We start from the raw sequence: 20,183 nt of genomic DNA, 5'->3' as shown, positions 1-20,183 counted from the left end.
CCCATCAGACCAGCGAGCGAGACGAAGGACGATGAACCCCGCGAACACAGTACGAACAGCCGTCAGCACCTCGCTGCTTGAGGACTTCTCCCTGGAGATGACCGGCAAGGACGTCCCCAAACTGGAGGAAGCCCGCGACACCATTCCGCAGGGCACCCGGATCAATGTCACCTTCCTCGGCAACGAGGACGTGGAGATGCGACTGAACGCGGCCCGGGCGGTCAAGCGGCTCGGCTTCGTCCCCGTTCCGCACATATCCGCCCGCCGCCTGGGCTCGCGCGACGACTTCGAGCGGTTCCTGGCCGGCCTGCACGCCGACGGCACGTCCGAAAACGTGTTCGTCGTAGGCGGGGATCCGGCACATCCCGAGGGCCCCTACGCCGACGCCCTGTCCCTGATCGCCACGGGACTGCTGCACGAGTACGGGGTCCGCGACGTCGGCATCAGCGGGTACCCGGAGGGCCACCCCGCGATCGACGGCGCCGCTCTCTGGTCAGCGCTGGGAGACAAGCACACGGCCCTCGCCGCCCAGCCCCTTCAGGGCGGCATCACCACGCAGTTCGGGTTCGACGTCGACCCGGTGCTCGCCTGGGTGGAAGAGGTACGGCGCCGCGGCATCGGGCTCCCGATCAGAATCGGGGTGCCCGGTCCCGCCGGAGTGCGCCGGCTCATGTCGTACGCCGGCCGATTCGGCGTCGGCACCAGCGCTTCCGTCATCAAGAAATACGGCTTCTCGCTGACCAACCTCATGGGCACCGCAGGACCTGACCGCTTCCTCCGCGACCTCATCGCCGCCTACGACTCCGCCCGCCACGGCGACTTGAAGATCCACTTCTATACGTTCGGCGGGCTGAAGGCCACTTCGGACTGGGCCGCCCGCTTCCGGAAGGAAAGCCTGGCATGACCCTCACGCACGACGCCCCGGCACGCGCCGCCACGAGCGGGCCGGCCGCCCCCCAGGCCTCGCTCATCGTGCAGGGCGCCGACGCCACGGGCATCGTCGCCGCCGTGACGTCGGTCCTCGGCAACCAGGGCGCGAACATCGTCTCCCTCGACCAGTACTCCGACAACCCGCAGGGCGGCGCCTTCTTCCAGCGCACCGTCTTCGGCCTCGACGGCCTCCAGGCCGCGCTGCCCGCCTTGCGGACCGACCTGGACCAGTACCTGGTCGACGGGTTCGGGCTGCGCTACACACTCCGCGACCTGTCGGTGCCCAAACGGGTCGCCATCTTCGCCTCGAAGTCCGACCACTGTCTGCTCGACCTGCTCTGGCGCCACCGGCAGGGCCAACTTCCGGTCTCCCTGGCCATGGTGATCTCCAATCACCCCGACGTGGCGGAGGAGGTACGCGGCTTCGGGATTCCCTTCTTCCACGTCCCCTGCCAGGGCGCGGACAAGTCCGCTGCGGAGGCGGAACACCTGCGGCTGCTCCAGGGCAACGTCGACTTCGTCGTCCTGGCCCGCTACATGCAGATCCTCTCCGGGGACTTCATCGACAAGGTCGGCGTCCCGATCATCAACATCCATCACTCCTTCCTCCCCGCCTTCATCGGCGCTGGACCGTACGCCAAGGCCAAGGAGCGCGGGGTGAAACTGGTGGGTGCCACCGCCCACTACGTCACCGTGGACCTGGACGAGGGGCCGATTATCGAGCAGGACGTCGTCCGGGTCACCCACGCCCACACCGCTACCGACCTGACCCGCCGCGGTGCCGACGTGGAACGCGCGGTGCTCTCCCGCGCCGTGCTCTGGCACGCCGAGGACCGGGTCATCCGCGACGGAAACCACACCATCGTCTTCGCCTGACGGCGAGGCGGCTCATCGACTCCCATGGGCAGGCAACCGCCCGGTGCGGGGACAGGCGGTCTTGCCGTGCGACACGCCACCGAGCGACCGAGCCGACCGCCGCAACCGCGCCACACGCGTGCCACCGCGTGGCGGGTCGCAGCGGCGGCCGGCGGTCGCTCGGGCCCGGCGCCGTGCGAGCGCGTTCACACGACCGCACCCGGTACACCTTTCTCACCGGGCGAATCGTTTCTCACGACAAGAAAGGCGGTTCACCACCATGACAACCAGGATCCACGGCACAGGGATCGCCCGGAGGATCCGTTCGCAGGTCGCCGCGGAGGTCGCCGCGGCCGCGGGTTCGGGAAGCACTCCCGGGTTGGCGACCGTCCTTGTCGGCGACGACCCGGCAAGCGCTGTGTACGTCGCCGCGAAGCGGCGCGCCATCAAGGAAGCCGGCATGCGCGACTTCCACCGCCAACTGCCGCCGCACGCCACCCATGACGATGTGGCCGCCGTCATGGACGAACTGGCCGCCGACCCGGGGGTCGCCCGGAGAGCTGAAACGATCTAGCGCGTAGAGTGAACACCACGTGCCCGAATGTTCAGCAGGAATGGAAGCCGCCGGCGGCGATGCCTGCTCACGGGGCGTGGACCGTGCAAGGTCGTCGGATGGGAGTGTGCGGGCATGGGCCGTTCGGGCCGTGTGACGCTGAGCGACGTGGCCAAGGCGTCCGGTGTGTCGCGGGCGACGGTGAGCTTCGTGCTGAACGACGACCCACGGCAGACGATCTCCGCCGCCACCCGGGAGCGGGTCATGGAGGCCGCCCAGGACCTCGGATACGTCCCGCACGGCATCGCCCGTGCGCTGCGCGAGGGTTCGTCTCGCATCGTTGTGCTCAACGTCGACTGGGGCATGGAGGGAAACTTCTCCCGGAGCTACGTCCGGGGCCTGGACGAGGAACTGGCCGAGCACGACCACATCCTCCTGGTCCGGCACGGCCACGCGATCCCCGAGGCCACGCAGAAGGTTTTGGACACCATTGCGCCGCGGGCGGTGCTGCGGCTCGGCGAGGTCTACATGCACGGAAAAGAACCGAGCGAGGAGGACTGGGAGAGCGGGTTCGCCGCCAACGCCGCGATGCAGATCGGCTACCTCGCCGAACACGGGCACACACGGATCGCGATGGCCATGCCCGACCATGACTTCCCGCTGACCGAGGCCCGGCTCGGATTCGCCCAAGAGGCCGCCCGGCGCCTGGGACTCCCACCCCTGGAGTACCTCGTCGTGCCAAGATCCCGGGAGGCCGGCGCGGCCTCGATCGATACGTTCCTGGCAGCTCACGCCGACGTAACCGCCCTGGCAGCCTTCGACGACGACATCGCACTGCGTAGCCTCACGGCCCTGCGCGACCTCGGGCGGCGGGTTCCCGAGGACGTGGCCGTGATCGGCTTCGACGAGACCGAGCACGGTTCCCTGTCCACCCCCGCACTCACCACCGTCCACATCGACGCCGAAATCCTCGGACGGATCGCCGCCCGCAACGCCCTGGCCATCGACTCCGAAGGGCTGGCGCCCGTGCCCGGTCGGATCGTGGTTCGCGCGTCGGCGTGACCGCCGCCGGCCCGGTAAAGGTCGGCGGACCGCCAAGGTGGCCTTGTCCAGAAACATGCGGTTGCGCGCCTCAGGTGGCGGGACGTTCGGCGGGTGTTCTCCACGTGGGGTGGCTCGGTCCGTGGTGCAGAGCGTCTGGCACACGTCCTGGCGTACCGTCCTTCGCACGACCCTGAAGGGCGCCGCCGAGCACGGCGACCTCCTTTTGGCGCACCTCCGCACCCATGTGGCGGCACGCCATGGCCGCGGCCTCCGGCGCATTCCACACCGAGTCGCAGAAGTACGGCGACTCCGATCCGATCGTCAAGTGGAGCGACGGCGGGTAACCTCCTACCTGGGGACCAGGCCCTCTACACGCGATGCAAGGCCGGGCAGCCCTGCGAGGTGCAGTTGGCCGAGCCCAACGACCTGTGGAGCCAGTACGCCCACGTCGTCACCCCGGTCGACTGCACCGGAGCGGCGCTGCGCCGCAGCGGACTCGAGGCGTTCGTGGTAATCGCGCCCGCCGGGTGCAGGCACAGTCCTAGGCGGCGGACTGGGACACGCTGGTTGCCATGGCCGGAGCGCCGCACGAGGTGACGGCCCTCGGTAACGGTGAGGTATAAGTCCGGCAGGAGTGCCCGGCCGAGGACATCGTGGAGTCGGCCGCGGCCCTGGTCAGGGCTCTGCCGCTGGAAGGTGACGCCTGCTCGTATCTCAAGGCGCTGGCCGATGTGGGGTGCTTCTGCAGGCAGCTGCCGTACGACACGATGTGGGTGAAGACGGCCCGGGCCGAGTGGCGCACGAGAGCGGAGCCGAACGCCGTAAGGGAGGGCGGCTACCAGGTCATGCTCGGAGAGGCAGCCGAGGGCTGCACCGCCGAACCCACCGACCGGATGACGCACGCCGACCTGCTCCGCCCGGCCCGCAGGAGCACATCCTGGTGAGGCAGTTCCACCACCTGACCGCAGACGGCGCCTTCCTCACGGAACCGGCGTCGGCCCCCACCCCGTCCCGCAGTACCCGACCCCAAGGCAGGGCATGAAAACGACCACCGGTCCCCGGCACCCGGCACTTCCGCTCTCCTCGCGCCAGGAATTGTGCTGGGAGTGGGAGCGATGCCACGGCAAGCCCTATCCTGCCGTGGTCTCGATCGACTGTTCGACCGCCCTACGGCTCCTGGGGCCGCTGGACGCCGGCGCGCTGCGGGAGGCCTTCGCCGAGGTCACACTCCACCACGACGCCCTGCGCCTGCGGCTGGACGGGCCGCCGGAACGGGCCGCCGACGTCATCCGGCCCCACCAGACGCTTCGCGCAACGCCTCTGCCGCTGGAGGAGGCCGTGCTGCCCGCGCGGCCGTACGCGCTCCTGGTGGACCTCAGCACCCGCCCCTTCGACGTCACCGAAGCGCTGGGACGCGCCTACCTGCTGCGCGCGGCCCCCGACCACCACGTCCTGCTCACCTGCTTCCACCACCTGGTGTTCGACGCGGCCAGCCACCGCCTCTTCCTCGGCGACCTGGCCCGCGCCTACAACCGAAGGGTGGCCGCCGGGGTACCGCTGCGGCCCGCCTTCTCCTACCTCGACCTCATCCGCGCCGAGTCCACCCGCCCGGCCCTGGACGACCGCGCAGCCCGCCTGGCCGCCCGGGCCGCGCTGTTACAGGCGAACGGCGCCGGGGACCTGCTGCCAGGCCGTACCGCCGGGCCCCCGGCGCTGCGCCACCGCTACGACGAGGAACCCCTCGACTTCTCCACCGGGCAGACCCGGCAACTTCTGCACGCAGCCCGCGCCGCCAGGGTCTCCCTGTACTCGCTGCTGACCGCGGCATTCGCCGGCGCCCTCGGCCGCCACTTCGGTCGACAAAAGATGATCCTCTCCACACCGTCCCACGGCCGGCTACGGCCCGAACACCGCACCGCCGTCGGTGAATTCGCCAACATGGTGCAAATCCCGGTGGACGTGTCACAGGACGGCGGACACCGCTTGCTGCGACAGGCGCACGAGGCCATCTGCGAGGCCTCGGCCACCGTGGACCTGCCGTTCGGCCTGCTCGCCGAGACCGTCCTGGGCCGCAGCGGCGACGCCGGCTTCTTCCGGTACGCCCTCGGACACGCCGCGCTGCGCCTGCACGGGGTGACCGGCTGGGCCCTCGACCGGCAGCGCGACGACGCCACCCCGATGCACGGGATGCGCACCGACGTCATGCCCATAAGCCAGGACTCCTCCCGTTTGACCTACGCCACCCGCCAGGCGTCCGACGCGGCGGCGGCCACGCTCGCGCTCAGTCTCACCATGACGCAGGACGCCCGACTGTCGGGGGCACTGCGCCACGAGACGGCCTATCACGGCCCGGATACCGCACGCTCCGTCCTGCACCACCTCCGTGAACGCCTGGGCGCACTGTCCGACCCGGCCGGGAAGTGAGGCGTCGGCAATCAGGTGCCGGCGCAGGGAGCCGGGATCTATCCATTGCTGCGCCGGCTCAGGCGAAGGGCATGCGCCGGTCGGGCGGGTCCTGGCCGAGTCCCCTTCTCCATGCGGCCGCGGCACGTCGGCCCTCTTCGTCCCATGGCTCCTGGAGGGTGGGCTCGCGGCTGACGGGGGCGGGGTGGGCCGAGATTGACCAGCGTGGTGGCCAGGTCGGGGTGGGAGTCGCCCAGGAGGCGTGCTTTGAGGGTGAGGACTCGGGTGTAGCCATCGATGGCGGCGGTGTGGTTGCCTCGCGGGTGTTCGAGGGCGGCGAGGTGGTGCGTGATGACGCCAGTCCCGTAGTGCTCGGCGCCGTGGACGCGCTGCAAGACGGTGAGGGCAGCGCGCAATTGGGTTTCCGCATCGCAGGGCGGCCGCAACCGTCCGGGATAGCGGCCCAGGCAGCCCGGTCGGCCGCGACGAGCAGGTGGTCGGGACCGTGAAGACGAGTAAGTCCTGCTCTTGGCTGGGCAGTTGGGGGAACATCTGTCGGCGGCCAGTAGCAATTCCCACCTTGGGCCAGCTCGATTCCCCTCATCGCCATGTTCGAAGGCCCATGCTCCGACAGCGTCGATGGGTGCCAGCAAAGACCGGCCCAGGGCGGTGAGTTGGTACTCAACGCGCGGTCGCGCTCCGGGGTGTGCCTGCCGGTCCACGAGTCCGTTGGACTGCAGGCGCCGCAGCGTCTCGGTGAGGACTTTGGAGCTGATCGCCCCGATCAGCTCGCGCAGTTCGACCGGGCGCTTGGGACCGTCGCGCAGTGCCCAGAGCACGACGGAGTTCCAGGTGTTGGATAGGAGGTCGAAGGCGAGGCGGGCGCGGCAGTCGGCGAGGAAAGGGTCGGTCGTCACGTACCAAATGGTGCCCGACAGGCCCTCTAGCGTCGATGTCAACGGTCCAAGCAGGTCCTGGGAGGGAATGCGTGATGAGAATCGGCGTACTGGGCACGGGCAACATGGCGGACGCGCTCGCCAACCACTGGGTGCGGACCGGGCACGACGTGGCCGTCGGAGGACGGGACGTGCACAAGGCGAAGCGGCTCGCGACGCGCCTCGGGGGCAGCGCGAAGCCTGCCAGTCTGCGTGCAGCGGCCGAGTTCGGTCAGGTGGTGCTGGCCGCGCTGCCCTTCGGCGCGGGGACGGACGTGGTGCGGGAACTGCGGGCGGTCCTGGGCGGCAAGGTTCTGATCGACTGTTCCAATCCGGTCGGTCCGGGCTTCCGGCTTCTGACACAGAGCGGACGCTCGGCCGCACAGCAACTGGCCGCGGCGGCACCGGGAGCCCATGTGGTCAAGGCGTTCAATCTCTGCCACGAGGGCGTGTGGCGCATGTCGCCGCCCGTCTTCGACGGACGGCCGCTGGCCGTTCCGGTCTGCGGCGACAACGAGACCGCCCTCGCGCTTGTACGCCAGTTGGTGCGGGATGTCGGCTGCGAGCCTGTGCCCGGCGGCGGTCTCGAACGGGCGGGACTTCTGGAGGCGACCGCCGCGCTCTTCATCGGGCTATGGGTCGGCGAGGGAGCCGATGCCCAAGCAATCGCACCCCCGCTGGCGTATGCCGCCGGACTGAAACACGAGGAACCAGACGACGCCGCGCAGGTTTCCGTTAGGAGTTCTTATAGAGCATCTGATCAAGGTTCACACTGATGTGCGCAGGATGTCTGTTTCAGTTCGCCAGGTTGGTACGGATTCTCCGGTCAATTCGCGGGACAGCCATCGCCCAGTGGATCATCGCCCGTGATCTCTGGGGGAGGGCTTCGTAGTCCCGTGCCAAGCGGCGGTGCTGCATGAGCCAGCCGAAGGTCCGCTCGATCACCCACCTCTTCGGCACTGGCTCGAATCCCTTCGTCCGGGGCCGCTGCACCACCTCGACGTCGATGCCCAGGACGGCACCGTGGTTGAAGATGCTGTTCTGGTAACCGCCGTCTGCCCAGACCTTGGTGACGCTGGGATGTGCCGCGGCCAGGTCGTCGAGCAGGCGTTTGCCGCCGGTGGTGTCGTGGACGTTCGCGGCGGTGACGAGGACGGCCAGCACCAGGCCGAGCGTGTCCGTGATCAGGTGCCGCTTGCGTCCTTTGATCTTCTTGCCGGCGTCGATGCCCTGGCTGGTCTCGGCGACGTTTGCCGAGGTCTTCACGCTCTGCGCGTCGACCACGGCCGCGGTGGGCTCCGCGCGGCGGCCATGGAATCGACGGGTCTTGTCGCGTAACAGGTCGTGGACCTGCTGGGTGGTGCCGTCGGTTTCCCACTTCGCGTAGTAGTCGTAGACGGTCTTGTAGGGCGGGAGGTCGTGCGGCAGGTACTCCCACGGGATGCCGGTGCGGTTGACATAGAGGATCGCGTTGACGATCTCCCGCAGGTCGTGCATCCGGGCCGCTGTTCCGGGGCCAGTCCGTCTCGCCCGCCAAGCGGTGAAAACCGGTTCGATCAAGGCCCAGCGGGCGTCGGACACATCACTGCGGTACGGGCGACGAACACTCACGCCACATCCAACGACTGCCAACAACGCGAGTCACAAAATCATCCCAGAACACCAACTACCTAGATCAGATGCCCTCTTAAGATGGCGGCGCGCTATTCACGGACGACCCCTCCCGGCCTGATCCACCCGAAGATCATCCCACCCGATCAGCCAACGTGACAGCGCCTCATCGGGGAGTCGGGGTCACGGCCCGCCTCGACGGCCGCCCGGAGGTCCGCCTGACGGAAAAGAGGTGCAGTTCGGTGTTGGCGTCCGTCGGCCGCAGGTCCGCCCGGAACTCCACGGCGCCGGACGAGCGCGCCTTCTCCATGACACAGCGCAGGAACGCCACGGAGGCCCCGCAGCCGGCGGTCCTACAGGAGTCACGGCGGACGAGGCGGCCCAGGCCTGCCCGTCTTGTGGGGTCATACAGTAGCTTGGGTGACCTAATTTCGAAGACTGGCATACAAAGGTGCTCTTTTTCGAATTGTCCGTCTTGTTGCACTTCGAAAACATTCTGGAGCCACGATTATTCCGCTCCATTCACCGGCGTACCCATCTCCTTTATGGGGCATTGTGTCCGGTTTATGCGGCCCGATCGCCGTAGAGGTCAGTACGTGCGACTCTTGTGAGCCTCGGGGCCTGCCGCAGACCTGCCGCCTTTCCGGGCACCCCCAACTGCCCCACAGTGCCCTGGCGCACTGTCAAGTCATCCAGTATCGTGATTTCTCCTGCATTCGCAGGCGCCGTGGTTAAGTCCGACAGGAGAATCCATATGGAGCGGACTGATATCCGTGCCGTGCCGTTCTCAGCTAAGCGCTCGGGAATCTACCCTCAGACTTGGGGGCAGCAATGGATGTGGGAAGAAGTGGTGGCCTGCGGTCCGGACCTCCACCACCTCAATATAACCAACCTGGTACCCGTGACTGGCGCCCTGACAACAGAAGATGTCTGCCAGGTGCTGCGGACTCTTGTGGAGCGCCATGAGGTGTTACGGACAACATTTCGGCTAGGCGCCGCCGGGGAACCTCAGCAGGTCGTCGTCGGCCACGGGCAGTTGTTCCTGGAGATCTATGACATCGGACGCGGCAACGAGGAGTTCCTGGATGGTCTAATTGCACGTATGGACGACTTCCGGTTCGCGGCGGAAGACGTTTTCCCTATCAAATTCTGCATCGTTGTTCGAAATGGTCGTCCGGAAGCCGTCGTCTTCGGATTATTTCACCTGGCCGCGGACGGATGGTCCCTACCCCTCTTGTTCGCCGAACTGAAGGATATGCTCGGCTTTCCCGGGGATCCCCGCCCGTCAGCAGCTCCAGGGGGGCTGGTCACCCAGCCCGCAGATCTCGCGCTACGAGAGGGGCAGTCGGAGGGCAGGGAGCGCGCCAGGCGCTCCCTGCGCTACTGGATGGCCAAGCTGCCGGAGTGTCCACCGGCGATGCTCCCGGATCAACGCCGAGTTCCGGAGTCACATCGCTTCCAGAACTTGATCATGAAGTCACCGGCCATGACCGCCGCGAACGAGGTCATCGCCGCACGATACAAAGTCAGCCCTCAGACCGTGACACTGTCGCTTGCGGCCCTCCTTCTCGCGGCTTGGTCCGGAAACCCTCGAAGCGGGTTCACCCTATATTCTGCCAACCGCACGCGAGGCCTTTCGCACCCTTCGCTCGGCACCCTAGTGCAGGATGTTCCGATATGCCTCGACGTCGACAGGGCGACGTTCTCCCAGGTCCTCCGAGGCGCTTGGGCAGCTGCACTAGCCGCCTACCGCTATGGCCGATACGACCCCGCCGCAGTGAAGACGGCAGTGCGGGAGATGCGCACCCTCGGCCGTTGCGAAGCAGACCTGTCCTGCACGCTCAACCTGGGAATGATGCAAAGCAATCCCAGCTCCCCCCAACGCCCCCGGGTGCCGCTGTCTAAAGATCCCGCCGACCTCCTCGGTCTCACGACGGTCAGCACGATGAGGGGACTCGACCGCGACCGGCCCGGGAGACGCTTTTATCTGACCGCCGACTACTTCCCGGACGAGACGTGGATAAAGCTGCGAGCCGATACAGCGGTTATTTCTCCGGACGACATGAAGTCCTTCCTCCACGCGTTGGAATCCCTCGCCGTCCAAGCAGCGGTCGACGGAACAGCGAATAGGGAAGTCGCAGGCAAGATCCTTGACGCCTACCCGACAAATCGATGGTGAGGGTTCCCCACCTACTGTGGAGACCGCGACGGGAGGGATAGTTGGGGTCATGGCATCAAGAAGCGCCTCTACGATCCGCAGTTCCGCGAGGGGGCGGTACGGATTGTGACGGAGACCGGGAAAGCCGATCCCGGAGGTGGCTGCGGATCTGGGCATCCCTTCCGGGACAAGTGACGCCTTCGGTGACGGCGTCATCCTCCACCCCGAGGAGTAGGCGGTCATAGCGCGGGCCTGGAGAAACGGTGCCGCGCGTTCACCGCCGTTCGGTGCTGTGCACGGCTCGCCTGGAGAAGCTCGGCACGGCGCCGCAGCCGGTTCTGCCCGGCCAGCGTGGCGCACCGCGCTGGCCCGACGGGCTGGTCGGCAGCATGACGCACTGCGAGGACTACTGCGCGGCCGCGCTGGTGCGCCCGAAGAGCTGGCTTCGCTGGCCATCGACGCTGAACGTCACGACCGTTTCCCCGACGATGCCCTGGAAGCGTTGGCGCTGCCGTCTGAGCAGACCAGAGTGCGGAATCTCGCCCGCAGCCACCCCTCTGTCCACTAGGACCGGCTGTTGTTCAGCGCCAAGAGTCCGTCTACAAGGCGTAGTTTCCCTGACCGGAAAGTCGCTCGACTTCCTGGAGGCCGACATAGAGATCGCCCCAGCAGCCACCGCGGAAGTTTCCAGGACCTTCCGGACACGGCTTCTGGTCCCGGGCCCGCTGGTCGACGGACATCGCATCGAGGCCTTCGACGGCCGCTGGACCGCACACCGAAACTTGCTCTCGACGGCCGTCGTCGTACACCACTTCTGAAGTATCTACGCGATGCGAGGAGTACGAGGGTGGGCGTCACGATGGACGGCACCAAGCAGCAGCGTCGCGACAACACCCTCCAGCGCATCCAGGACGTCGCGCTCGAACCCTTCGCCGAGCAGGACTACGGGAAGACGTCCCTGAGAGGCATCGCCGAGCGGCTCGACGTCACCGATACGGCGCTCTACGACAACTTCAGGACCAAGTGTGGGTGTGTCAATTTAACGGCCCTGTCTCACATTCGGTGGTGACGGAGAGTTGTTGAGGTCGTTGACCTTCATGTGATAGATGTCAACGAGCTTGTCCAGACGGTGTTTTCGCGTCTGTTCCCGCTGGCCATGGAGGATGTTGCCGACGAGGGTGAGCGGATCTTGGTGCGGGCGCGGACCCCGCAAGGCACCGTGGTCTGTCCGGTGTGCGGAGCCTCGTCGGAGCAGGTGCACGGCTACCACTGGCGGGCGGTGGCCGACGTGCCGGTGGACGGCCGCCGGGTGGTGGTTCGTGTGCGGGTGCGGCGCCTGATGTGTCCCACACGCGGCTGCCGGCAGACCTTCCGTGAGCAGATGCCCGGGGTGCTGGAGCGATACCAGCGCCGCACGGCCCGTTTGACCAGGCAGGTTAAGGCCGTGGTCAAAGAGTTAGCGGGCCGGGCTGGATCGCGTCTGCTGGCGATACTCGCGGTTGGCCTGTCGCGTCACACGGCCCTGCGCACCTTGCTGCGCATCCCGTTGCCCACCGGGCGGGTGCCCCGCGTGATCGGCATCGACGACTTCGCCCTGCGCCGGCGGCACCGCTACGCCACCGTGGTGATCGACGCCGAGACCCATGAACGGATCGACGTGCTGCCCGACCGCACCGCCGACACGCTGGAAGCGTGGCTGCACGGGCATCCGGGCATCGCGGTCGTGTGCCGCGACGGCTCAGCCACCTACGCCGAGGCCATCCGCCGCGCCCTGCCCGACGCGGTCCAGGTCGCCGACCGGTGGCACCTGTGGCACAACCTGTGCGAAGCCGCCCTGAGCGAAGTGAAGGCACACAGCACCTGCTGGGCCACTGTGCTGGACGCGCCCATCTACGACGGGCCCCGCGCGCAGGGCGGGGTCGATGGCTTGGCGGATAACGGCGTAGCCGTCGCGGTCGAAGGCGTTGAGGATGGCCGGGTCGGGCCGACGGGGTGGGGTGAGGGTGGTGGTCATGATGCGGTGGCCTCCGTCGGAAGCAGGGCTGTGTGGGTGGCGAGCTGCCACAGGCTGTCGTCGTCGAGGCCGCAGTGGGCCAGGAGTTGGGCCTGGGTGAGGGGGCGGCCGGGGTCGCGGTAGCCGAGCACGGTGACGCGGGCACCGGGATGGCGGGCGCCGAGCAGGGCGTGGACGTCGGCCGGGTAGCCGGTGGTGGCGAGGATGAAGGGCGCGCGGTTGCCGAAGAGTTCGGTGAAGGCCTTCTCGGGCAGGGCGAGGGGGTGGGTGCCGGCTTCGGCCAGGGTGGTGAGGTCGTGTATGTGGACGTAGCGCAGCCGCAGGTGCGGGTGTTCGGTACGCAGGCGGCGGGCGAGGGCGGTGAGGCGTTCGGCGGGCAGGTCGCCGGCGGATGCCAGGACGAGGTCGGGCTCGCCGGGGTCGGGGTGGCTCAGGTGCGGCCAGCGGGCGATTCCGTGGCGCAGTTCCTCGTCGAGGGTGTCCAGGGGGTGCTGGGGTGTGGGGTGTTTGCCGGCGATGATGAGGGTGCAGCGCTCCAGCTTGCGCAGGGCGAAGGTGAGGGCCGCGGCCGTGCGTGGTTTTTGTTTTGGGTGGTTCGGGGTGGTGGGGTTGGTGGTGTGGGCGGCTGGCGAGCCAGGCGGTGATGGGCTGTGTGTGGGTGGTTGGTGGTGGGGTTGTTGTGGTGGGTGATTTGTTGTAGGTGGTGCAGGATGTTGTGGGAGCGGTGCGGGTGGGGTACGGCGAGTACGTCGATGCCGGTCTCGCCTGTCGAGGCGCTGATGTAGACGCTGCTGTCCAGGGCCATCATGGCGAAGCCCGGGTGTCCTGAGTGCACGCCGAGGAATGCTGATGCCGCGCCTCGGCCCATGATGTCCCAGTGGTCGAGGAGGCGGACCCGGGTCCAGAGTGTGGGTGCGGGGTTGCCGTGGTGGGTGTGGTGCAGGGCGGCTCGGTGTGAGCGGGTGCCCTGCGGAAGCTGAAGGAGGAACTCGCGCTGGTGGTCGAGCAGTGCTGAGGAGAGTGCGAGGCTGTACCAGTCGGTGTTGAGCCGTTCGACCAGCCGCGGGGTGTTGTAGCGGTGGGAGAAGCCGGTGCTCACGTCCTGTATGCGGTATCCGGCGACGTATGGCATGGTGCCCGCTGGTACCGCGTTGGGGAGCACTTCGAGGCCGGCCCTGCGCAGAGGCCGGTGCACCTTGCGGTGGCGTTCCTGGATTCCCATCGGTTCATGTTCTACCAGGGGCCGGGCGTGCGGTCTGGGGCAGACCGGGGATGGGCGCAATGTTGTGCTGTCGTGCCGTTCCGGCCGCTGACGATCCGCGGGCGGTGGGTGTGAGTTTTGCGGGGGCGGTGTGGGGGGGGCAGGTGTGAACGGGGACGCCCCCGTGTCCACGGTGGGACACGGGGGCGTCGGTACGGCTGCGGCGGTACAGGCGAGCGGGCTGCTGCCGGCCGGGCTGCTGCCGAGCGGACTGCTGTCGGTCGGGTTACTTCACCGGTTGTGGTTTGGGTTACTTCACGGGTTGTGGTTCCGGCTGGTTGTGGGTGGTGTTCCGTTTGTTGGGGGTTGGTTGTCGGGTGGGGTTTTGACGGATTTGAGGAGGAGTTGGGAGACGTCGAGGACTTGGATGGTGTCTTTGGCTGTGCCGTTGTTCTTTTTGCTGTTGATGGAGTCGGTGAGCATGACGAGGCAGAAGGGGCAGGCGGTGGAGATGATGTCGGGGTTGAGGGTGAGGGCTTCGTCGGTGCGTTCGTTGTTGATGCGTTTGCCGGTTCGTTCTTCCATCCACATGCGTGCGCCGCCGGCGCCGCAGCAGAAGCCGCGTTCCTTGTGGCGGTGCATTTCTTTGTTGTGCAGGCCGGGGACGCCCGCGATGATTTCGCGTGGGGGTGTGTAGATCTTGTTGTGGCGGCCGAGGTAGCAGGGGTCGTGGTAGGTGATGAGGCCCTCGACGGGGGTGACGGGGATGAGCCTGCCTTCGTCGATGAGGTGCTGGAGGAGCTGGGTGTGGTGGATGACTTCGTAGTCGCCGCCGAGCTGCGGGTATTCGTTGGCGAGGGTGTTCAGGCAGTGCGGGCAGGCCGTGACGATTCTTTTCGCCGATGTCGGCTTGCGTGAGTCCGGGGTGGTGTTGCCGTCGTCGTCGAGTTCCTCGCCGAAGGCGCTGTTGAGCGCCATGACGTTGTCCGTGGCGAGCTCCTGGAAGAGGGGCTCGTTGCCGAGGCGGCGCGCGGAGTCGCCGGTGCACTTCTCGTCGCCGCCCATGATGGCGAACTTCACGCCTGCGGTGTGGAGGAGTTCGGCGAAGGCTGTGGTGGTTTTCTTCGCGCGGTCTTCGAGGGCGCCGGCGCAGCCGACCCAGTACAGGTACTCGACGTCGGTGAGGTCTTCGATGTCCCGGCCGACGACGGGCACTTCGAAGTCGACCTCCTTGAGCCATTCCAGGCGCTGTTTCTTCGCCAGTCCCCAGGGGTTGCCCTTCTTCTCCAGGTTCTTGAGCATGGTGCCCGCCTCGGACGGGAACGCGGATTCGATCATGACCTGGTAGCGGCGCATGTCGACGATGTGGTCGACGTGCTCGATGTCGACGGGGCACTGCTCGACGCAGGCGCCGCAGGTGGTGCACGACCACAGCACGTCGGGGTCGATGACGCCGTTTTCCTCGGCGGTGCCGATCAGGGGGCGTTCGGCCTCGGCGAGCGCGGCGGCGGGCACGTCCGCGAGCTGTTCGGCGCTCGCCTTCTCTTCGCCCTCCATCGACTTGCCGCCGCCGGCGAGGAGGTAGGGGGCTTTGGCGTGGGCGTGGTCGCGCAGCGACATGATCAGGAGTTTGGGGGAGAGCGGCTTGCCGGTGTTCCAGGCGGGGCACTGGGACTGGCAGCGGCCGCATTCGGTGCAGGTGGAGAAGTCCAGCAGGCCCTTCCAGGAGAACTGTTCGACCTGGGAGACGCCGAAGACGTCGTCGTCGCCGGGGTCGGTGAAGTCGATCGGCTTCCCGCCCGACGTCATGGGCTGCAACCCGCCCAGGGCGGTGGCGCCGTCGGCGTTGCGTTTGAACCAGATGTTGGGGAATGCCAGGAAGCGGTGCCAGGCCACGCCCATGGTGGTGTTGAGGGAGACGACGATCATCCAGATGAAGGAGGCGGCGATCTTCAGGGTGGCGAAGAGGTAGGTGAGGGTGTGGAGGGTGGTGGTGTCCATGTCTTGGAGCCAGGACAGCAGCGGGTAGGTGAGGAAGAAGGAGGGCTGGTAGTGGTCGACGTGGTGCAGGGCGCCTTCGAGGGCGTGCAGGGCGATGATGCAGATGCCGACGGTGAGGATGACGGTTTCGACGAAGTAGGCCTGGCCGGTGTTGGAGCCGGTGAAGCGTGATTTGCCGCCGGGGCCGGCGGCGCGGGTGAGCTGGCGGACGGTGATCAGGGTGATGATGCCCAGGGCGGTCATCGTGCCGAGGAATTCGACGAAGACGTTGTAGGGGGTCCAGTCGCCGATGAGGGGCAGCAGCCAGTCGGGCTGGAAGAGCTGGCCGGTGGCGTTGACGATGGTGAGCAGGAGTGTGTAGAAGCCGACGGCGACGAACCAGTGCGCTGTGGCGATGACGCCCCAGCGGTTCATGCGGGTGTGGGCGGCGAATTCCCTGGCGACGGTGAGGGTGCGGGCCAGGGGGCGGTCGGTGCGGGTGCGGGCGGTGACCGGCTGGCCGAGCCGGAGGAAGCGGCAGATCGCCAGGACGGCCCGGCCGAACAGGGCGACGCCGACCACGATGAGGACCAGCGACACGGTGATCGCGGCGAGTTGCATGGGCGGACTCCTCGAACCTGCGAAAACGGGACTACCGAGCGGTAACTTGTGTGTTCGCATCGAGACTACCCACTTCCCGCGCGGTACCGCAGCCGGTGCGCGCGGTGATCTGTGTCGCTGCGGCGGCCCGTCCCGTGTGCGGTTCCTGCCGGGTAACGGGTCCGGTGCCGCTGGGAGTTGGCGTGGCGGCCCGTGCGGGTGCGTGCGGGTGGGGGTGGGTGCGGCGGGCTCGTTCGGCGGGCTGGCTCGAGCGGCTGTGGAGCAGGCCTGCAGCGCATCCCCGCACCCGCACCTGCCTCGGGCGGTCCTGCGCTGCATCCGCCTCGGACGCGGCCCGCACCCGCACCTGCCTCGGGCCCGGTCCTGCGTTGCATCTGCCTCGGGCGCGGGCCCGCACCCGCACCCGCACGTGCGTTGGGCCCGCACCCGCACGTGCGTTGGGCCCGCACCCGCACGTGCCTCGGGCTCGCACCCGCACGTGCCTCGGGCCCGCACTCGCATGTGTGTTGGGCTCGCACCTGCACCTGCCTCGGGTCCGGTTTGGCGCTGCGCCTGTCTCGGGTCTGTCGTGCCTGTGCCCGTCCTGCCGGTCCGGGCGTCCGCGTTGTGTGCCCGTGCCCGTGCCTGGGCCCGTGCCCGTGCCTGGGCCCGTGTCCGGTCGGTGCTCGGGCCGGTTTGTGCCTGTGCTGCCGGTCCGGGCGTCTGCGTGGCGTGTCCGCGCCTGTGCCTGTGTACGCGCCTGTGCCTGTGGGTGTGCCTGTGTTCGTGTCGGGTTGGTGTTCGGGCGGGCTGTGGCTGTGGCTGTGGGGTGTTGCGGAAGGAGTTGTGCGGGTGTCTGGAGGGGTGTGTTTCCTGGCAGGGTGGGGGTGTGGTCTTTCGTGGTGATGGGGAACTGGGTGCGGTGGTGGAGGGGGCCGTTTCGTCGTTGTGGTCTGTTCGTGCTGCGGCCGGGTGTCGGCTCGCTGTCTGGGGCGGGATCGAAGAGGTGGCGGATGTCATCGGCCGTCTTCTCCTGGACGGCCGGGACGCTGCGGTCGTCCAGGAGACGGCCGCAGCTCTGCTCGGGCGTGAAGACGTCATCGGTATGCGTTGTGTCCTGCTGGCCTTGAGCCGTGCGTGCGCCGATGGTGCGGTGGGTCATCTCGGTGCTGCGCTGGACTGCGATCCCGGGTGGAGGACGGCCGAGGGCGAGGACCGGCTGGTGGGGCAGTTGCGTGAGCTTGCGGAGGACGCGGGCGCCGGCGTCCGCGGCGAGGCCCGCAGGATCCTGGCGGGGTTGCGGCCGGGCGGGGAAGGGGCGCGCGGCTGCGGCCGTGCCGGGCCTTGACCGGGGTTCCTGGGTGCTCTGCCGGCCGGGGGCTGTGTCGCGGGCCCCGCGCACTGAGCTGCCGCCGGGGGGGTGGCTTCTGGAGGCGGGCTGCGGCCGCCTCGAAGCCGCCGGGCCCGGGCCCGGGGGGCGCTGTGCGGATGGGTGTGCTGTCGCCGGGCGTGCACCGGCGGCCTCCCCTTGCCGCCGGCGCGTGCCGGGGCGGTCGGCTCGCCGTGGATCGCGGGAGGGTTGTGCGCGGGAGGGCCGTGGATCGAGGGAGGGTTGTGCGGCCGTCGTGGGCGGGTGCGAGGGCGGTCTGGGTGCGGTGCTTGTCCTGGGCGCGCCGGCTGGTCGTCCGTCAGGACGGCGCGGGTTTTCGGGTCGTGGCGGATGCGGAACGGCGCCGGGGGCAGGGGGGTGCCGGACGGGGAGGGAACCGTCTGTCCGGTATGTTTATTGGTTTTTTTGTGGGTCCCGGGGTGGTCCGGTCTGGTGGGGCGGGTGGTGTCTTCGGGTGGGGGGCGGGGGTGTGTTGGGCCTGCGGGGCTGGGGGGGGGAGGGTGCCGGGCGGGGCGGGGGGTGCGGGGGGTGTGCGGGGCGGGTGGGGGTGGGGTGGTGGGGCGGGGTGTCTTTTTCTGCTCTGCGGGTGGTGCCGGGTCGGTGATACTGGCGGCGGCTTTGGCAGGGGGACGACGAGGGGGGTGCGGGTATGGCGGGGGTCGTGCGGGCGCAGGTGGTGGTCGTGGGCGGGGGGCCGGTCGGGCTGCTCCTGGCGTGTGAGCTGGCCGGGTACGGGGTGCGGACGGTGGTGGTGGAGGCGCGGGAGGAGGTGAGCGGGCGGCCGAAGGCGACGACGCTGCATGCGCGGACCGTGCAGTGTCTGGCCCGGCGCGGTCATCTGCCCCTGACGGACGCGGACGCGCGTAAGGGCGCGGGCACGGGCGCGGGGGAGGGCGCGAGTGCAGGTGTGGGCGCGGGCACGGGGGAGGGTGCGGGCACGGGGGGCGGCGCAGGTGTGGGTGCGGGTGTGGGGAGTGCTTTTCATTTTGCGGGGATTGCCGGGTTGGTGATCGGGGCGCCGGTGGGGGAGCCGGAGGCGGTGCTGAAGGTGGCGCAGGAGGATGTGGAGCGGGTGTTCGAGGAGCGGGCCAGGGCGGCGGGTGTCGAGGTGTGGCGTGGGTGGCGGGTGGTGGGGGTGCGGCAGGGGTCCGGGGGGGTGCGGGTCACGGCGCGGGGGCCGGGTGGGGAGGTGGGTGTGGATGCCGGTTATGTGGTGGGGGCGGACGGTGCGCGCAGTGTGGTGCGTGAGCTGGCGGGTTTCGCCTCGCGGACGTATCCGGCGACGGTGTCGGCGATGGCGGGGGATGTCCGGCTGGGGGAGGCGGGGGCGTTGCGGCCGGGCTGGCACCGTACGGGGCGCGGCTGGATCCTGGCCAAGGACGTGGGCGGCGGGGTGATGCGGCTGCGGACGCTGAACTGTTCGGGTGCGCATCCGGACCGGCATGCGCCGCTGGATGTGGAGGAGTTGCGCCGTGAGGTGTCGTTCATCGCGGGGCGTGACATCGCGATGGGTGCTGGGCGGTGGCTGAGCCGGTTCAGTGATTTCTCCCGGCTGGTCTCGTCCTACCGCAGGGGGCGGATCCTGCTGGCGGGGGACGCGGCGCATGTGCATTTCCCCATCGGCGGCCAGGGGCTGAGCGCGGGTCTGCTGGATGCGCTGGGTCTGGGCTGGAAGCTGGCGTTCACGGTGCGCGGCACCGCGGGCGAGGCGCTGCTGGACAGCTACGGTGCGGAGCGCCGGCCGGCCGCGCAGCGGGTCATCGACCAGACGCGGGCCCAGCTGGCCCTGATGCGGCCCGATCCCGGACTCGACCCGCTGCGTGCCCTGTTCGGGGAGCTGATGGCCCGCGGCGGGGCGGAGGGTTCGGTCCTGGCGTCGATGGTCAGCGCCCAGGACACGGTGCTGCCCGCGCGCGGGGCCGGCGCCTCGCCCTGGGAGGGGCGTTTCGTGCCCAACGCGGTGCTGAGCACGCCGCAGGGCCGCACCGACGTGCGCGCTCTGCTGGGGGAGGGCCGGCCGCTGCTGCTGCTCTTCGGTGAGCGGGCCGGCCGTTACGCGCGGCAGGCGCGGCCGTGGGCGCGGCTGGTGCGGGTGGTGCGGGCCGACCCGGTGCCCGCACTCGACTGCGAGGCACTGCTGGTGCGCCCCGACGGGTATGCCGGCTGGGCGGCGGGGGGCGGCGCGCTGGAGGCCGCCCTGCGGGCGTACTGCGGCCCCGGCGACACCGTGCCCGGCGGCACCCCGTCCCGTGACACCACGGCCGGTGACACCGTCTTCGAGAGCACCGCGTCCGGCGGTGCGGCGTCCGGTTACGCGGCGCCCGGGGGGACGCTGTCCGGCGACACCACGGCCGGCGACACCGCGTCGGGTGACACCCCGCCCACTGACACGGCGTCCGGCGATGCGGCGTCCAGCGGTGCGGCGTCCGGTTACGCGGCGCCCGGGGGGACGCTGTCCGGCGACACCACGGCCGGCGACACCGCGTCGGGTGACACCCCGCCCACTGAC

The 20,183-nt window shown here is 69.0% G+C and carries 12 protein-coding genes and 5 pseudogenes; 13 read left to right on the top strand and 4 right to left on the bottom strand.

Annotated features, from left to right (window positions below; all coding sequences use genetic code 11):
• Positions 1–31 precede the first annotated feature (31 nt).
• From ACIRPU_RS33735 to ACIRPU_RS33710, 6 genes are all read left to right on the top strand, one after another.
• Entirely contained in the window at positions 32–904 is an 873-nt protein-coding gene (locus ACIRPU_RS33735; RefSeq protein WP_403874206.1) for a methylenetetrahydrofolate reductase, read from the top strand.
• A complete protein-coding gene (purU, locus tag ACIRPU_RS33730) occupies positions 901–1,806 on the top strand; it encodes a formyltetrahydrofolate deformylase (RefSeq protein WP_403874204.1) in 906 nt (301 codons plus the stop codon). The genes ACIRPU_RS33735 and purU overlap by 4 nt, the downstream gene beginning before the upstream one ends.
• 259 nt (positions 1,807–2,065) lie before the next feature.
• Complete coding sequence (locus ACIRPU_RS33725; protein ID WP_403874202.1) at positions 2,066–2,359, top strand: tetrahydrofolate dehydrogenase/cyclohydrolase catalytic domain-containing protein; 294 nt, start codon at positions 2,066–2,068, stop codon at positions 2,357–2,359.
• A gap of 114 nt (positions 2,360–2,473) precedes the next feature.
• Complete coding sequence (locus tag ACIRPU_RS33720; protein WP_403874200.1) at positions 2,474–3,400, top strand: LacI family DNA-binding transcriptional regulator; 927 nt, start codon at positions 2,474–2,476, stop codon at positions 3,398–3,400.
• A 635-nt stretch (positions 3,401–4,035) separates the two neighbouring features.
• Complete coding sequence (locus ACIRPU_RS33715) at positions 4,036–4,326, top strand: hypothetical protein (protein ID WP_403874198.1); 291 nt, start codon at positions 4,036–4,038, stop codon at positions 4,324–4,326.
• Positions 4,327–4,420: 94 nt separating this feature from the next.
• Positions 4,421–5,806, top strand: coding sequence for a condensation domain-containing protein (locus ACIRPU_RS33710; RefSeq protein WP_403874196.1), 1,386 nt, complete (start codon positions 4,421–4,423; stop codon positions 5,804–5,806).
• Positions 5,807–6,384: 578 nt separating this feature from the next.
• On the opposite strand, the pseudogene ACIRPU_RS33705 reads toward ACIRPU_RS33710, so the two are convergent.
• Positions 6,385–6,702: pseudogene (locus ACIRPU_RS33705) on the bottom strand (winged helix-turn-helix transcriptional regulator); the annotation flags it as partial.
• Between the two features lie 74 nt (positions 6,703–6,776).
• Here ACIRPU_RS33705 and ACIRPU_RS33700 point away from each other — a divergent pair.
• Positions 6,777–7,496, top strand: a complete 720-nt coding sequence (locus ACIRPU_RS33700) for an NADPH-dependent F420 reductase (protein WP_403874194.1) — start codon at positions 6,777–6,779, stop codon at positions 7,494–7,496.
• On the opposite strand, the pseudogene ACIRPU_RS33695 reads toward ACIRPU_RS33700, so the two are convergent.
• Positions 7,488–8,331 (bottom strand): annotated as a pseudogene (locus tag ACIRPU_RS33695) (IS5 family transposase). The gene ACIRPU_RS33700 and the pseudogene ACIRPU_RS33695 overlap by 9 nt on opposite strands.
• Before the next feature lie 754 nt (positions 8,332–9,085).
• On the opposite strand from ACIRPU_RS33695, the gene ACIRPU_RS33690 reads away from it, so the two are divergent.
• The 4 genes and pseudogenes from ACIRPU_RS33690 to ACIRPU_RS33675 form a co-directional block, all read left to right on the top strand.
• A complete protein-coding gene (locus ACIRPU_RS33690; protein WP_403874192.1) occupies positions 9,086–10,510 on the top strand; it encodes a condensation domain-containing protein in 1,425 nt (474 codons plus the stop codon).
• A 242-nt stretch (positions 10,511–10,752) separates the two neighbouring features.
• Positions 10,753–11,307, top strand: a complete 555-nt coding sequence (locus ACIRPU_RS33685) for a 4'-phosphopantetheinyl transferase (RefSeq protein ID WP_403874190.1) — start codon at positions 10,753–10,755, stop codon at positions 11,305–11,307.
• A 29-nt stretch (positions 11,308–11,336) separates the two neighbouring features.
• Positions 11,337–11,513, top strand: a pseudogene (locus ACIRPU_RS33680) (TetR/AcrR family transcriptional regulator); the annotation flags it as partial.
• A 132-nt stretch (positions 11,514–11,645) separates the two neighbouring features.
• A pseudogene (locus ACIRPU_RS33675) lies at positions 11,646–12,401 on the top strand (ISL3 family transposase); the annotation flags it as partial.
• A gap of 98 nt (positions 12,402–12,499) precedes the next feature.
• On the opposite strand, the gene ACIRPU_RS33670 reads toward ACIRPU_RS33675, so the two are convergent.
• Together ACIRPU_RS33670 and ACIRPU_RS33665 are read right to left on the bottom strand one after the other, a co-directional pair.
• A complete protein-coding gene (locus tag ACIRPU_RS33670; protein ID WP_403874373.1) occupies positions 12,500–12,955 on the bottom strand; it encodes a hypothetical protein in 456 nt (151 codons plus the stop codon).
• 1,059 nt (positions 12,956–14,014) lie between these two features.
• Positions 14,015–16,305: pseudogene (locus tag ACIRPU_RS33665) on the bottom strand ((Fe-S)-binding protein).
• Positions 16,306–17,173: 868 nt separating this feature from the next.
• Between ACIRPU_RS33665 and ACIRPU_RS33660 the strand changes: the two are divergent.
• Positions 17,174–17,632: a hypothetical protein gene (locus ACIRPU_RS33660; protein WP_403874188.1), complete on the top strand. Its 459-nt coding sequence runs from the start codon at positions 17,174–17,176 to the stop codon at positions 17,630–17,632.
• 691 nt (positions 17,633–18,323) lie between these two features.
• Positions 18,324–20,183: FAD-dependent monooxygenase (locus ACIRPU_RS33655; RefSeq protein WP_403874186.1), on the top strand; the 1,860-nt coding region annotated here is incomplete at its 3' end.

Origin of the sequence: Streptomyces sp. NPDC102259 (assembly GCF_044766465.1) — a bacterium.
GTDB lineage: Bacteria > Actinomycetota > Actinomycetes > Streptomycetales > Streptomycetaceae > Streptomyces.
Note: the sequence above shows the minus strand (reverse complement) of the source record. Positions and strands in the feature narration are given on the sequence as shown.